The 14,698-nt window shown below is 63.0% G+C and carries 15 protein-coding genes; 6 read left to right on the top strand and 9 right to left on the bottom strand.

Going from position 1 to position 14,698, the window contains the following annotated elements:
• Positions 1–75 precede the first annotated feature (75 nt).
• The 7 genes from CXZ10_RS14535 to hemE form a co-directional block, all read right to left on the bottom strand.
• Positions 76–909 carry a ParA family protein gene (locus tag CXZ10_RS14535; protein WP_101290057.1) on the bottom strand — a complete coding sequence of 278 codons (834 nt, stop codon included), beginning with the start codon at positions 907–909 and terminating at the stop codon, positions 76–78.
• Entirely contained in the window at positions 906–1,610 is a 705-nt protein-coding gene (gene rsmG, locus CXZ10_RS14530; RefSeq protein ID WP_244617167.1) for a 16S rRNA (guanine(527)-N(7))-methyltransferase RsmG, read from the bottom strand. Before rsmG ends, CXZ10_RS14535 begins: the two co-directional genes overlap by 4 nt.
• The gene (gene mnmG, locus CXZ10_RS14525) at positions 1,610–3,496 is read right to left on the bottom strand and encodes a tRNA uridine-5-carboxymethylaminomethyl(34) synthesis enzyme MnmG (protein WP_180336003.1); all 1,887 of its coding nucleotides are present in this window, start codon (positions 3,494–3,496) and stop codon (positions 1,610–1,612) included. Before mnmG ends, rsmG begins: the two co-directional genes overlap by 1 nt.
• A 340-nt stretch (positions 3,497–3,836) precedes the next feature.
• A complete protein-coding gene (mnmE, locus tag CXZ10_RS14520) occupies positions 3,837–5,135 on the bottom strand; it encodes a tRNA uridine-5-carboxymethylaminomethyl(34) synthesis GTPase MnmE (protein WP_101290056.1) in 1,299 nt (432 codons plus the stop codon).
• 184 nt (positions 5,136–5,319) lie between these two features.
• Positions 5,320–6,585 carry a transcription termination factor Rho gene (gene rho / locus CXZ10_RS14515; RefSeq protein WP_100080831.1) on the bottom strand — a complete coding sequence of 422 codons (1,266 nt, stop codon included), beginning with the start codon at positions 6,583–6,585 and terminating at the stop codon, positions 5,320–5,322.
• Positions 6,586–6,837: 252 nt separating this feature from the next.
• Positions 6,838–7,272, bottom strand: a complete 435-nt coding sequence (gene hemJ / locus CXZ10_RS14510) for a protoporphyrinogen oxidase HemJ (RefSeq protein ID WP_101290055.1) — start codon at positions 7,270–7,272, stop codon at positions 6,838–6,840.
• On the bottom strand, positions 7,272–8,234 hold the full coding sequence (hemE, locus tag CXZ10_RS14505) for a uroporphyrinogen decarboxylase (protein ID WP_244617180.1): 963 nt from the start codon (positions 8,232–8,234) through the stop codon (positions 7,272–7,274). Before hemE ends, hemJ begins: the two co-directional genes overlap by 1 nt.
• Before the next feature lie 600 nt (positions 8,235–8,834).
• Here hemE and CXZ10_RS14495 point away from each other — a divergent pair.
• The 6 genes from CXZ10_RS14495 to CXZ10_RS14470 all read left to right on the top strand — a co-directional run bounded on the left by CXZ10_RS14495 (position 8,835) and on the right by CXZ10_RS14470 (position 13,138).
• Positions 8,835–9,692 (top strand): pyruvate, water dikinase regulatory protein, encoded by an 858-nt coding sequence (locus CXZ10_RS14495; RefSeq protein WP_101290052.1) that lies wholly within the window; start codon positions 8,835–8,837, stop codon positions 9,690–9,692.
• A gap of 3 nt (positions 9,693–9,695) precedes the next feature.
• Positions 9,696–10,283, top strand: a complete 588-nt coding sequence (locus CXZ10_RS14490) for a Maf family protein (RefSeq protein WP_101290051.1) — start codon at positions 9,696–9,698, stop codon at positions 10,281–10,283.
• Complete coding sequence (locus tag CXZ10_RS14485; RefSeq protein ID WP_101290050.1) at positions 10,280–11,098, top strand: shikimate dehydrogenase; 819 nt, start codon at positions 10,280–10,282, stop codon at positions 11,096–11,098. The genes CXZ10_RS14490 and CXZ10_RS14485 overlap by 4 nt, the downstream gene beginning before the upstream one ends.
• Positions 11,095–11,676 (top strand): dephospho-CoA kinase, encoded by a 582-nt coding sequence (gene coaE, locus CXZ10_RS14480; RefSeq protein WP_101290049.1) that lies wholly within the window; start codon positions 11,095–11,097, stop codon positions 11,674–11,676. The genes CXZ10_RS14485 and coaE overlap by 4 nt, the downstream gene beginning before the upstream one ends.
• 69 nt (positions 11,677–11,745) lie before the next feature.
• Positions 11,746–12,465, top strand: a complete 720-nt coding sequence (dnaQ, locus tag CXZ10_RS14475; protein ID WP_101290048.1) for a DNA polymerase III subunit epsilon — start codon at positions 11,746–11,748, stop codon at positions 12,463–12,465.
• Between the two features lie 220 nt (positions 12,466–12,685).
• Positions 12,686–13,138, top strand: coding sequence for an NUDIX hydrolase (locus tag CXZ10_RS14470; protein WP_143741534.1), 453 nt, complete (start codon positions 12,686–12,688; stop codon positions 13,136–13,138).
• Here CXZ10_RS14470 and cysK read toward each other — a convergent pair.
• Both cysK and dut read right to left on the bottom strand, forming a co-directional pair.
• A complete protein-coding gene (cysK, locus tag CXZ10_RS14465; RefSeq protein ID WP_101290046.1) occupies positions 13,102–14,067 on the bottom strand; it encodes a cysteine synthase A in 966 nt (321 codons plus the stop codon). The genes CXZ10_RS14470 and cysK overlap by 37 nt on opposite strands.
• Before the next feature lie 150 nt (positions 14,068–14,217).
• Positions 14,218–14,664 (bottom strand): dUTP diphosphatase, encoded by a 447-nt coding sequence (gene dut / locus CXZ10_RS14460; RefSeq protein WP_101290045.1) that lies wholly within the window; start codon positions 14,662–14,664, stop codon positions 14,218–14,220.
• Positions 14,665–14,698 lie beyond the last annotated feature (34 nt).

The following is a 14,698-nucleotide window of genomic DNA, read 5'->3' as shown; positions in this document are numbered from 1 at the left end:
CCTTCACTTTCTTCAGCCTCGTGTCCGAACGCCGAACTAAGGCCTTTGGTCTGTTGCCACCGGTCGACCGCGTTCTTACGCCGCCACGGCGCGGAAGCGGCGCTCGCGCTGGATGATTTCAGAGGCCAGCTTCAGATAGGCTTGGCTGCCCGAACATTTGAGATCGTAAAGCAGCGCCGGCTTGCCGTAGGACGGCGCCTCGGAAACACGAACATTGCGTGGAATGATCGTCTCGTAGACGGCATCGCCCATATTGGTGCGCACATCCTGCACCACCTGGGCACTGAGGTTGTTACGGCCGTCATACATGGTGAGCACGATGCCGTGGATGCCGAGTTCCGGATTGAGGCTGCGCTTGACCTGCTCGACGGTGGAGAGAAGCTGAGACAGGCCTTCCAGCGCGAAGAACTCACACTGCAGCGGCACCAGGATGGAATGCGACGCCGACAGGGCATTAATGGTCAGAAGATTGAGCGAGGGCGGACAGTCGATCAGCACATAGGTGAAGCGCTTGTCTCGGCTTCCTGCCTCTTCCGTCGCGTCGACATGCCGGGCGATGGCCTTTCTGAGCCGATAGGCGCGATCCCCCGAACTGGCGATTTCCAGCTCCACGCCCAGATTGTCCAGCGTCGACGGCGCCACGGTAAGGCGCGGTACGGCCGTCGGCACCAATGCCTCCCGCAGCTCGGCCTCGCCGATCAGCACGTCATAGGTCGAGACCTTGCGCGACTTGCGATCGATGCCGAGGCCGGTCGAGGCGTTGCCCTGCGGGTCGAGGTCGATGATCAGGACTTCCTCGCCGATGGCGGCCAGCGCCGTACCAAGGTTGATGGCCGTCGTCGTCTTGCCGACGCCGCCCTTCTGGTTGGCGAGCGACAACACGCGAGGACTCTGCGGAAGGCGGTTCATCGGCGGGCATCCTGTGCTGGAAGACCGGCAATCGGCAGCCGGCGGACATGATCGACAAGAACGATGCGGCTGTCGGGTTCGATCCGGCTCTCTCGTTCTACCAGATCGAAGCTCCACGAGAGAGCGGCTTGCTGTCGTTCCGAAGCGAAATCCTGCCCCTTGTGGAAAACGCCGGTGGCGCCTGCCACCAGCCAAGGCTCGGCGTAGCTGAGAAGCTGATCCAGCGATGCCAGTGCCCGCGCCGAAACGGCCTCGAATCGATACTCACTGGACACCAATCGTTCCGGAAGCGACTCGATGCGCTCCGATACGATTTTCGTCGGCAGCTTCAGCTCGCGGGCGACCGTTTGCAGAAAAGCAGCCTTGCGCCCATTGGCTTCGACCAGCGTCACCGAAGCACCGTCAACGTCGGCCAGCAGGATCGCGGTCACAAGCCCCGGAAAACCGGCGCCCGAACCGAGATCCAGCCAGCGCTTGGCCGACGGAAACGCAGCGAGAGCCTGGGCGCCATCGGCAACGTGTCGCCGCCAGATGTCAGGAAGCGTTGACGGCGCCACAAGATTCTTGACCGGTTGCCATTTCCGAACGAGTTCGACGTAGCGGGCGAGACGCTCTTCCATGGCGGCATCGAGCGGATAGATTGCGCGGACGGCCTCGAGATCGACGGCGTCCTCAGCCCTGTTCGCTACCTTGGCGCCCATCAGGCAACCTCCCCTTGCGGGCGTGCCGCAAGCTTGCGCAGATGGGCGAGAAGCAGCGTCAGACTGGCCGGCGTCACGCCGTCGATACGGCCGGCCTGGCCGAGGGTCGCCGGCCGCGCTGTTTCCAGTTTCTGTCGCACTTCGTTGGAAAGGCCGGTCACCGCTCGATAGTCGAGATCAACAGGCAGCGCACGAGCCTCATCGCGCCGGAAAGCGGCGATGTCCGCCTCCTGTCGGTTGAGGTACACCGCATAGAGCGCTTCGGTTTCGAGCGCAGCAGTCGTCACGGCATCGAAACGGCCGAGATCCGGCCAGATGGCGGCAAGCCGCGCCAATGACATATCCGGATAGGACAGAAGTTCGTAGGCCGTCCGGCGCACCCCGTCCTGATTGAGCGAAAGACCGTGATCTTCCGCCTCACGCGGGCTGAGGGACAGCGAGCGCGCGATTTGCCGTGCCGCCTCGAGAGCGGCAATTTTTGCCGAGAAAGCACCGGCGCGCGCCGATCCGACGATACCGAGGGCAAGTCCACGCGCCGTCAGCCGCTGGTCCGCGTTGTCGGCCCTGAGCGACAGCCGATACTCGGCACGCGAGGTGAACATGCGGTAGGGCTCGCTTATTCCCTTGGTGACGAGATCGTCGATCATCACGCCGAGATAGGCCTCGGCACGGTCGAACACCGCTCCCTCCGCCCCGCCCGCCCGACGCGCCGCGTTGACGCCGGCGACCAGTCCCTGGGCAGCGGCCTCCTCATAGCCTGTCGTGCCATTGATCTGGCCGGCCAGGAACAATCCGGGCAGTTTCTTGGCCTCGAGCGTCGGCTGCAGCTCGCGCGGATCGACATGGTCGTACTCGATGGCATAGCCATACTGGACAATGCGCGCCCGCTCCAAACCCGGGATGGACGCGATAATGGCCTCCTGCACGTCTTCAGGCAGGGACGTCGAAATTCCGTTGGGATAGACGAGATCGCTGTCCAGACCTTCCGGCTCCAGAAAGATCTGGTGGCCGTCACGATCGCCGAAACGAACGATCTTGTCCTCGATCGACGGGCAATAGCGAGGACCGCGGCTGCCGATCTGACCGGAATACATGGGCGAACGATGGACGTTATCGCGGATCACCCTGTGCGTCGCTTCGGTCGTTCGCGTGATATGGCAGGCAACCTGCGGCTGGGCGATCGCAGCGGTCAGCGTGGAGAAGGGCTCCGGCTCATCGTCGCCCGGCTGTGCTTCCAGCGACGCGTAATCGATCGAGTGCCGGTCAAGACGAGGCGGCGTGCCGGTTTTTAACCGGCCGAGACGCAGGCCAAGCCGTAAAAGAGTCCGGGACAGGCCAAGCGCCGGCTTTTCGCCGATACGGCCAGCAGGCGTCGTTCTGGGGCCGAGATGAATCAGGCCAGACAGGAACGTGCCTGTGGTCAGGACGACCGCGCCGCAGGTCAACCGGCGTCCATCGGCCATGATGACCGCCGCAACTCGGTTGCTCGACAGCTCGATATCGTCGGCTTCGCCCTCAATGACGGTGAGATTGGCAGCCGACGCGATCTCAGCCTGCATCGCCGCCTTGTAGAGTTTGCGATCGGCTTGGGCACGCGGGCCACGCACGGCCGGCCCCTTGCGCCGGTTGAGCAGCCGGAACTGAATGCCGGCGGCATCGGCCACCCGGCCCATCAGGCCGTCCAACGCGTCGATTTCCCGAACGAGGTGCCCTTTGCCGAGACCGCCAATGGCCGGATTGCAGGACATGGCGCCGACAGTCGACAAAGCATGCGTGATCAACGCCGTTTTGGCACCACTGCGCGACGCCGCATGGGCTGCCTCGGTGCCCGCGTGACCACCGCCAATCACAATCACGTCGAAGCGTTCCAGCGCGTTCACTATCATTCCCGAGTTTTCTTGAAGTGGCTCGACACTGGCGTCGGCCTTGGTATCCCAACTCTCCGCAGCGTTCAGGTCGTGTCGGTCGGGATCAGGTGGGCCTTAATAAGGCATTTCGAGTGCCGAGGTCAAAGCCGAAAGCGCCGTTTTCTGGGATTCTCGGGTCAGATCTACGTCCCGAAGCCGGATTTCCCAATTCGGTTCGGTGGCGAATCCAAAGACTTTTCCACAGCCTGTGGAGTGTTTCACGTGAAACACCGTTAATTTTTCACCACTGAGCTTGCACAGTGGCGCCAGCGGCGTAGGCGCATGCGTCGCCTTGGGAATCGTTTCGGATAGGAATCGGTTACTTGCCGATGCAGAAGGTCGAGAAGATGGAGCCGAGCACTTCCTCGATATCAATGCGGCCGGTCAGGCGGCCAAGCGCATCACCAGCCTGACGCAGGTTGTCGGCGACGACCTCCGCCGGAAGCGCCTTTCCTTCGGCATTTCTCAAGGCTGCTACCGCCCTTGAGAGACAATCCCGCTGGCGCGCGCGGCTAACTAACGGGCTCTCACCTCCAAGTCGACTGGCGACTTCTCGCGTCAGGAGGTCCAGGAGCCTATCGACCGATGTGCGATCGCGAACGGACACCGCCTTGACCCCCTCGGAAATGCCAGCCAGATCGGCTTTCGTCCGTAAGCGCATGACCGGCACGCCAAGCGCCAGCACATCTTGCGGCGGAGCATTCCCGTTCTCATCGAGCCACAGGATCAGGTCGGCCGCCGTCGCCCGCGCCCTGCCCCGCCGGATCCCCTCGGCTTCGATGACGTCGCCGCCCTCCCGGAGACCGGCTGTGTCGACCAGCAAGACCGCGTAGCCCCCGAGATCGAGACGAACTTCAAGAAGGTCGCGGGTGGTTCCGGGGATGTCCGTGACAATGGCAACCTCGCGTTCGGCAAGGGCATTGACCAGGCTGGACTTGCCAGCATTGGGCGGACCAAGCACCACCACCTCCAGGCCGTCACGAACGCGCTCGCCACGTTGGCCCGCCGAGAGCTCACGCTCCATCTCCTTCCGCAGATTGGCGATGCCGACGCCGACCTCATGCGACAGGTCATCCGGAACGTCATCTTCATCCGAGAAATCGAGGTCGGCTTCGATATGTGCCCTGAGATCGATGAGGCGCCGCCTCCAATCCTCTGCCCGCTCCCGAAAAGCGCCCCCAGCCAGCCGCAAAGCCTGACGTCTTTGCGCTTCGGTCTCGGCAGCGATCAGGTCGCCGAGCCCCTCGGCTTCCGTCAGGTCGATCCGGCCATTCTCAAAGGCGCGGCGGGTAAACTCCCCGGCCTCGGCCAACCTTAACCCCGGCAAGTCTCCAAGAAATCCAAGAAAGGCCGCCACGACCGCACGTCCGCCATGCAGGTGGAACTCGGCAACATCCTCGCCGGTGAAGCTGGCAGGACCAGGGAAGAACAGGAGCAAGCCTTGATCAATGACGCGGCCATCACCAGCGCGCAGAGCGCTCAAGGTCGCTTGACGAGGTTTCGGTAGCTTCCCGGCCGATGTTTCGACTACGAATCGAACCGCCGGCCCCGATAGTCGGACCACCGCGATCCCGCTTGGCAACGCACCCGACGACAATGCGAATATCGTATCGGACACGACTCAATCCTTCGGCTGGATTCAGGTTTCTAAACAGCGCCCGTCTAGGAAGTCGACCGGCAGGCCATTCCGAAAAGGCAAAGGGCCCGAGGGCCCTTTGTCGGTCGATTCAGAAGGAACGGAGACGAATCGATCTGTGTTCACTGATTCACGTGAAACACCGGCGATCTGCCAGCCCGTCACGTCATGTGTTCATGGAATCGAAGAAGTCGCCGTTGGTCCGGGTCTGCCGCAGCTTGTCGAGCAGGAACTCGGTGGCGTCGGTGGTCCCCATTGGGTTGAGGATGCGGCGAAGCACGAAGGTTTTCTTGAGCTTGTCCGGCGCGACCAAGAGGTCTTCCTTGCGAGTGCCGGAGCGCTGGATATCGATCGCCGGGAACACGCGCTTGTCGGAAATCTTGCGGTCGAGGATGATTTCCGAGTTGCCGGTGCCCTTGAACTCTTCAAAGATCACCTCGTCCATGCGGCTGCCGGTGTCGATCAGCGCCGTGGCGATGATGGTCAGCGACCCGCCCTGTTCAATATTGCGCGCCGCACCGAAGAAGCGCTTGGGACGCTGCAGCGCGTTGGCATCGACACCGCCTGTCAGCACCTTGCCGGAGGACGGAACCACCGTGTTGTAGGCGCGGCCCAGGCGGGTGATCGAGTCGAGCAGGATCACCACGTCACGGCCATGTTCGACAAGACGCTTGGCCTTCTCGATGACCATCTCGGCCACCTGAACGTGACGCGTCGCCGGTTCGTCGAAGGTGGACGACACCACCTCGCCGCGCACCGAGCGCTGCATGTCGGTCACCTCTTCCGGACGCTCGTCGATCAGGAGAACGATCAGGTAGCACTCAGGGTGGTTGGTGGTGATCGAATGGGCGATGTTCTGCAGCAGCACCGTCTTGCCGGTGCGCGGCGGCGCCACGATCAGCGCGCGCTGGCCCTTGCCAAGCGGCGCCACGATATCGATGACGCGGGCGGAAAAATCCTTCGACGGCACGCCCTCGACTTCCATGCGAAAGCGTTCGTCGGGATAGAGCGGTGTGAGGTTGTCGAAATGAACCTTGTGCCGCGCCTTCTCGGGATCCTCGAAATTGACCGTGTTGACCTTGAGCAGCGCGAAATAGCGCTCGCCTTCCTTCGGGCTTCGGATCTGGCCTTCGACGGTGTCGCCGGTCCTGAGCGAGAAGCGACGAATCTGGGCCGGCGAAATGTAGATGTCGTCGGGACCCGGCAGGTAGTTGGCGTCGGGAGAGCGCAGGAAGCCGAAGCCGTCCTGCAGCACCTCGACGACGCCCTCGCCGATGATGTCGACCTCTTGCTCGGCAAGCTGCTTCAAAATGGCGAACAGCAGCTCCTGCTTGCGCATGGTCGAGGCATTCTCCACCTCGACTTCTTCCGCAACGGCGAGAAGTTCGGTGGGAGTCTTCTTCTTGAGATCCTGGAGTTTCATCTCCGACATGGACAAGGCATCTCTTGGCTGGAAAAAAGGGAATCGATCTCGAAAACACAAAGTTCCCCTGCTGGGGATACGCATCGACGATCTTTTCCGAAAGACGCGGGCTGGCAGCGACGGCGGGGAGCCGCCGCGGGAAAAGCTTTCCGAACCTCCTCGTCCGGAAGGTGCCTGTCCGCGAAGCGTGGGACGAAGTCCGCTATACTCTGTTCCGACCGGCGCGGCAAGACGGCAGCGGTTGGTGGCGTATCCTCGACGTCAGAACGGCTTCAGTACCACCAGGACCAGAATCCCGAAAAGAACGAGAGTTGGCAGCTCGTTCATCATCCTGAAGAAACGCGAACTGTGCCGGTTGGCGTCGATCTCGAAAGCCTTTCGCCAGGCATCGAGCTGATAGTGGTAGACGGTGAGGGCCAACACCAGAAGAGCCTTCAGCCAGAGCCAGGACGCGCCTGAGAACCAACCTCCCTTCAAACCGAGCCAGAGGCCGAAACCCCAGGTGCCATACATGGCCGGCCGCATGATGCCCCGAAGGAGCCGGCGCTCCATCACCTTGAAGGTTTCCGACTGTACCGATCTCGTCTCGGCGTCGGCGTGATACACGAAAAGACGCGGCAGATAGAAAACGCCAGCCATCCAGGCGAACACCGAAAACAGGTGGCCGATCTTGATCCAGTCGTAGGCGAGGCCCATCACAGCCTCCCGCGAACGCGTGCCAGCATGCGCGCGACATTGTCGATCAATCCGTCCGGCGTGATGCCGTGGCCGAGGTTGAAGATCAACCGTCCCCCGCCAAGCCGGTTGAGAACGCGATCGACCGCCGCATCCAGCGCCTCTCCACCCGTGACGAGATGCAGCGGGTCGAGGTTGCCTTGCACCGCGGCGAGCGGTTGCACCGCATCCCGCGCGAAATCGAGCGACGCCTGCCAGTCGATGCCAACCGCATCGACGCCCGTCTCCTGTACATAGGCCGGCAGGTGACCGCCCGCTCCCTTCGGAAAACCGATCACCCGTGCATCAGGTACCCGTTCACGTAGGCCTGCAACGATCCGTTTGGTTGGCTCGATAACCAGCCGCTGGAAACCGGCGTCGTCGAGTACCCCTGCCCAGGTGTCGAAAATCTGTACGGCGTCGGCGCCGGCTCGAAGCTGCGCCGTCAGGTAGTCAATGGACGCGTTCACAAGGACGTCGACCAGCCGATCCATACCCTCAGGGTCGATCAGAGCCGCCCGTCGTGCCGGCAACTGGTCCGCCGTGCCGTGACCAGCGATCATGTAGGTGATCAGCGTCCAGGGTGCCCCGCAGAAGCCGAGCAGCGTCGTCTCCTCGGGAAGCTCGGCGCGGATGCGCGACACCGTCTCGATGACCGGCTCGAGCCGCGCCAACAGGCGATCGGGTTCAAGGCTGAGGCGTGAGAGATCGACCGGTTCGAGCCGTGGCCCTTCGCCTTCCACGAACCAGACCTTTTGGCCCAGCGCATGAGGTACCACCAGAATGTCGGAAAACAGAATGGCCGCATCGAAGCCGAAGCGGCGGATCGGCTGTAGCGTCACTTCCGTGGCAAGCGCAGGCGCATAGCAGAGATCCAGGAAGGAACCCGCCTTGGCGCGTGTGGCGCGATACTCCGGGAGATAGCGGCCGGCTTGCCGCATCATCCAGACCGGTGGCGGCCATAACCGCTCGCCGTCGAGAACCCTGATGAGGCGACGGCCATTTGCCGTCCCGTCTGTCGTCGCGCCGTCGGCCGTTTCCAAGTCAAGAATCCTATTTGAAGAGATTTTCTTTTTCTTATTGGCGAGGGATAGCAGGGATTGTCGCCTCTCCACAATCCGAACCGTATCAGGGCGCATCGGCGGGTCTTGCCGGCAGCATGGCGGCCTGGAGCCTGTGGCTTTTGTGGAAAACTTTAACGAATGGCGGAATGCCGCAAGTCTTAACGAATGGTTAATGGGGACGGCCGTCGAAGAGTTAATGAACCGTTAAGCACCAGCATCGCTTTTGCACAGCGCCCACAGGCACCGCCGAAGAGAGACGATTTTCATCAGCCTGTTGACGGTTTGGCGGGTTGCCCACAGGGCCCGGTCGGAGGCACCGTCTTGGTCTCGCTTGTTCACGTCCGTCCACGAGGTCGGTGGCAGGCTGTGGACAGCGGTCCGGCGAAAGCATCCAAGTCCTTGATCGCAAGCGGCAAAAAAGAACTCGCCAAGCATGGCCTCATCTGAGATGCTGCCCGCCGTCTCTCGGAGCATGCGGCCATGAAGCGGGGCCAGACCTATTTCCATATCCACCTCGTGTCCGACTCCACCGGCGAGACGCTGCTCGCCGTCGGCCGGGCGGCCACCGCCCAATATGAATCGATGGTGGCGATCGAGCATATCTATCCGCTGGTGCGCTCGGTGCGGCATATCGAGCGCGTCATCGCCGACATCGAAGCGGCGCCCGGCATCGTCCTTTACACGCTGGTGCAACAGGATCTCGCCGTTCGGCTCGAGGAAGCCTGCCAGGCGGCGGCCATTCCCTGCATCGACGTGCTCCGGCCGGTGTTCGACGTGTTCCGCTCCTTCTTCAATGTGCAGGCGATCGGCAAGGCTGGCGCCCAGCACGCCATGGACGCCGACTATTTCAAGCGCATCGACGCGCTGAACTTCACCCTGGCCCATGACGATGGCGCCCTGCCCGACGATATCGAGGAAACCGACGTCATCCTGATCGGCATCAGCCGCACGTCGAAGACACCGACGTCGATCTATCTCGCCAACCGCGGCATCCGCACCGCCAACGTGCCGCTGGTACCCGGCATCCCCATCGCCGACAAGGTGGTCGCCGCGCGGCGGCCCCTGGTGGTCTGCCTGATCGCCACGGCCGAGCGCATCATGCACGTCCGGCAGAATCGCCTGCTGGCGCTCGCCGACCAGAACCAGGACTCGGCCTATGTCGACAAGGCGTCGATCGCCCAGGAAATCCTCTATTCCAAGCGCCTTTGCACCGAACATGGCTGGCCGATGATCGACGTCACGCGTCGGTCGATCGAGGAAACCGCCGCCGCCATCCTCGCCCTTTGGGACCAGCACCGCTATGGCAAGGTGCTCGACCCCTTCTCCGACGCCGGGTGAAAGATGAGCCTCGTTCTTGCCTCGGCGAGCGCCGCCCGCGCCGCCCTCCTGACCGGTGCCGGCCTGATCTTCAAGCGGGTTCCGGCCGACGTCGACGAACGCCTCATCGAGGAGGATCTCGTCGGTCTTTGCGCTGCCGACGTGGCGCAGGCGCTGGCCGACGTCAAGGCGGTGGAGGTGTCGTTGCGCCGGCCCGGCGATCTGGTGATCGGCGCCGATCAGACGCTGTCGCTCGGCGACGAACGCTTCCACAAGCCCGGCGATCGCGAGGAAGCCGGCCGGCAACTCGCTCGCCTCTCGGGCCGCACCCATGAGCTTCATTCGGCCCTGTCGCTGGCCAGAAATGGGGAAGTCCTCCATCGTGCTGTCGACAGGGCGAGGCTGACCATGAGGCCGCTGTCGACGCGCTTCATCAGCCACTATCTGGCGGTGGTCGGCGACACAGTGCTGGGTTCGGTCGGCGCCTACCAGCTCGAGGGCTATGGCGTTCAGTTGTTCGAGGCCATCGAGGGCAATCATTTCACTATTCTTGGTCTGCCCCTGTTGCCGCTTCTGGAGTTCCTGCGCGAGGAAAGGATGATCGAACAATGATCCGCGCCGCCGTCATCGGCTGGCCGGTGAGCCACTCGCGCTCGCCGCTGATCCACGGCCATTGGCTGACGACACTCGACATCGACGGTGACTATCGACGGGTCGCCGTCGAACCGGAACGGGCCGATGCCTTCTTTGCCCGTTTTGCCGAGAGCGGCTTGGCGGGCGGCAACGTCACTATTCCCTATAAGGAGATCGCCGCCCGTGCGGCCCATCACAGGGAGCCGGTGGTGGAGCGGATTGGCGCCGCCAACACACTGTGGATCGAAAATGGGGTTCTGTGCGCCGACAATACCGACGGAATCGGCTTTCTCGCCAACCTCGACGAACGTGCCCCCGGCTGGGACAGGGCATCCGGCGAGGCGCTGGTGCTCGGCGCCGGTGGCGCCGCCGCTGCCGTCGTGGATGCCCTGGTCGAACGCGGCTTCATGGTCCGCATCGTCAATCGCACCCTGTCGCGAGCCGAAGCCTTGGCCGGGCGATACCCCGGTCGTGCCTCTGCCGATGTCCTTTCGGCAACGAATCGATACGCGGCGACGGCCGGTTTCCTGGTCAACACCACCTCGCTGGGCATGAAGGGCGAAGGCACCATCGATCTCGACATGACAGTCGTGCCGGCTGGCAGCGTGGTGACCGACATCGTCTATGTACCGCTCGTAACGCCATTCCTCGCCGCCGCGGCGGCACGCGGCCTTCCCATCGTTGACGGCCTTGGCATGCTGCTTCATCAGGCGGTGCCGGGCTTCACACGCTGGTTCGGTCACCGGCCGACGGTGACGCCCGAACTTCGCGAACTGATCGAGGCCGATCTGTGATCGTCATCGGCCTCACCGGTTCAATCGGCATGGGCAAGACCACCACCGCCGATCTGTTCCGACAAGCGGGTCTGCCGGTGTTCGACGCCGATGCGACGGTGCATGCCCTCTATGACGGTCCGCTCGCCGCGGAGATCGAGGCAGCCTTTCCGGGAACCACAACGGGTGGAAGGGTGGATCGTGCCCGACTGGCCGATCGGCTTTCCAGTGACAACGACGCATTTCGCCGGCTGGAAGCCATCGTCCATCCGGCGGTGCGTCGCGCCGAGGCCGAGTTTCTGGAACGGGCGCGCGCTGGTAGAGCAGCGGCGGTCGTGCTCGACATCCCCCTCCTCCTCGAAACCGGCCGCCAGGACGATGTCGACAAGCTGGTGGTGGTGTCGGCCCCGGCCGAGATGCAGCGAGCCCGGGTGCTTGCTCGTCCGGGCATGACGGCGGAAAAACTCGAGGCGCTGCTCGCTCGGCAAATGTCGGACGCCGAAAAAAGAGCGCGAGCAGACGTCGTCATACCCACGGGCGCCGGCATTGCGACAGCCAAGGCGGCGGTGGACGCCTTTTTGCGTCAATTGCTGTCCTGAGGGAATTGTCAGGGGACAAGGCAGCCGGATTTTCTTGAAATCCACGACGGCGGCAGGCAGGATTCGCCCATGCGCGAAATCGTCTTCGATACCGAAACCACTGGCCTCGATCCCAAGACCGGCGACCGTCTGGTCGAAATCGGCTGTGTCGAGGTGGTCAATCGTTTTCCGACCGGCCGCAACTTTCATGTCTATATCAACCCTGGACGATCGGTACCCAAGGAAGCCTTCGACGTCCACGGCCTGTCCGACGAGTTTCTGGCCGACAAGCCGCGCTTTGAACAAGTTGCCGACGATTTCATCGCCTTTGTCGGCGAGGCCCAACTGGTTGCCCACAATGCCAGCTTCGACATGGGCTTCATCAATTTCGAGCTGAAGGCGTCAGGGCGTTCAGTCTTTGGCGCAGAACGCGTCATCGACACGCTGATGATGGCCCGCCGCAAGCACCCCGGCGCGCCTGCCAGCCTCGATGCGCTCTGCAATCGCTATGGTATCGACCGCTCGAAGCGTATCAAGCATGGCGCCTTGCTCGACGCCGAACTGCTTGCCGAGGTTTATCTGGAGCTGACCGGCGGCCGTCAGGCCGGCCTCGATCTCACGGTAGCCGTACAGGCGGCATCGGCGAGCGAAACGGGCGGCCGCGTCGCCCTGCGTCCGCGTCCCGTGCCTTTGCCGTCCCGCCTTTCGCCGGCCGAGGCAGACGCGCACGCTGCCTTCATCGCTGCCATTGGCGAAAAGGCGCTCTGGAACGCTTACTCCGGCAGCGATGAGCGGGCGGAAACCGCGTAAGAGTCGGTGTTTTTCCCAGTCGGGCTGCTTGGGGTGTTATTAGCCGGCAAATCATGTCATAGAGCGCAACGGCGCTCGTTCTCGCTTACCCGGCGATTGGAGGGCGCGCTTGGTGATCAAGTCTCCGAAAGGGTCCGTTGTGGCGAAGGCGACGCTTGAGAAGTTTCGGCAGGTCGCTGCCCTGCCCTATCGCCTGACACCCTATGGATATGAGGTGGTGATGATCACCACCCGCGATAGCGGTCGCTGGATATTGCCCAAGGGTTGGCCAATCAAAGGCCTCAAGCGGCATGAAAGCGCTGAAACCGAAGCGATGGAAGAAGCCGGCCTGATCGGCAGCGCGGCTCAGAAGCCGATTGGCCGCTTTACCTACGTGAAGCAGTTCCCCAAGCGTCAGGAGAAGGTGCTGGTGGATGTCTTTCCGCTGGCCATCGAGCGGCAGCTCGACGACTGGCAGGAAAAAGGTCAGCGCGAGGTGCGCTTCTTCAACCCGGTCGATGCCGCGGCGCTGGTCTCGGACACCGGTGTCGGCGATCTCATCCTGAGCTTCTTCGTCGATCTCGCGAAAAAGAAAGCGGCCGGCACCTTGAAGGAACCGGCCGCTGAAAATGCGCCTGCCTCGTCCGGCGAGACGGATCAGGCGAGCCCCTCGAACAATGCGGTCGACAGATAGCGTTCGGCAAAGGACGGCACGATCACCACGATGGTCTTGCCGGCGTTTTCTGGCCGCTGCCCGAGCTTGATGGCCGCCGCCAGCGCCGCGCCCGAGGAGATGCCGACCGGCACGCCTTCGAGCTTTGCCACCTGACGGGCCGTTGCCAGCGCCTCTTCCGAGGGAACCGGCAGAATTTCGTCGTAAACATGAGTGTCCAGAACCGGCGGCACGAAGCCGGCACCAATACCCTGGATCTTGTGCGGACCGGGATTGCCGCCAGAGAGAACCGGGCTTTCCGTCGGCTCGACGGCAACCACCTTGACCCCGGGCTTGCGCTCCTTCAGCACGCGGCCGACGCCGGTGATCGTGCCGCCGGTGCCAATGCCGGCGACGAAGATGTCGACCTTGCCATCGGTGTCGTTCCAGATCTCCTCGGCGGTGCTGACGCGGTGCACTTCGGGGTTGGCCGGATTTTCAAACTGCTGCGGGATGACGGCGCCGGGAATGCTGGCGGCGAGCTCGCCCGCCTTGGCGATGGCGCCCTTCATGCCCTTGGCTGCCTCGGTCAGCTCCAGTTCGGCGCCCAGCAGCTTCAGCATCTTGCGCCGCTCGATGGACATCGACTCCGGCATGACCAGGATCAGCCGGTAACCTTTGGCGGCGGCGACGAAAGCCAGCGCGATACCCGTGTTGCCGGAGGTCGGCTCGATCAGGGTGGATTCGCCGGGCTTGATCTTGCCCTGCGCTTCGAGCGCCTCGATCATCGCCACACCGATGCGGTCTTTGACCGAGGCAATGGGATTGAAGAACTCCAGCTTGCCGAGAATGGTCGCGTTTGCGCCGTTCTCCTTGGCGAGCTTGTCGAAACGGACGAGCGGCGTATCGCCGATGGTGTCGGTGATGGAGGCGTAGATCTTGCCGCGACCGCGGCGGGAAAGATCGCTCATGGGAAGTCCTCGTTGGTGCAGGCGCTGTGAAATTGGCACCATTCTACCGGTGGCCGTGGAACGCCACCAGTCAACCGAGGTCGCAACCCGCAAGTGGATTGGAAAATGATTCCAACGAGAGCCGATAAGCGAGGATGGATTGCTCCACCCTCACGAGCGACCCGTCGATCCGAAACCACCTGATCCACGCGTGGTGGCGTCGAGCGCTTCGGTCTCGACGAGACGGGCGCGGCTGACCGGCGCAATCACCATCTGGGCGATGCGCTCACCGCGACCGATTGTGAAGGACGTATCGGACAGATTGATCAGAATCACCTTCACTTCCCCACGATAGTCGGCATCGACGGTGCCGGGCGAGTTGAGAACGGTGACGCCATGTTTGGCGGCCAGCCCCGACCGCGGCCGCACTTGCGCTTCGTAACCAGAGGGCAGCGCCATGGCGAGGCCGGTCGGCACCAGGGCTCGCCCGAGTGGGGGCAAGGTCACCGGTTCGTCGACCGCTGCCAAGAGATCGAGACCAGCCGCGTCTTCGCTCTGGTAGGCCGGAAGCGGCAGGTCCCGAGCATGCGGCAGACGCAAAAGGGCAACCTCGACCATCGATAACCTCAAAAGCTGGTTTGTTGCAGAAGCG

It is taken from the genome of Pleomorphomonas diazotrophica, assembly GCF_002844595.1.
Taxonomy (GTDB): domain Bacteria; phylum Pseudomonadota; class Alphaproteobacteria; order Rhizobiales; family Pleomorphomonadaceae; genus Pleomorphomonas; species Pleomorphomonas diazotrophica.
Note: the sequence above shows the minus strand (reverse complement) of the source record. Positions and strands in the feature narration are given on the sequence as shown.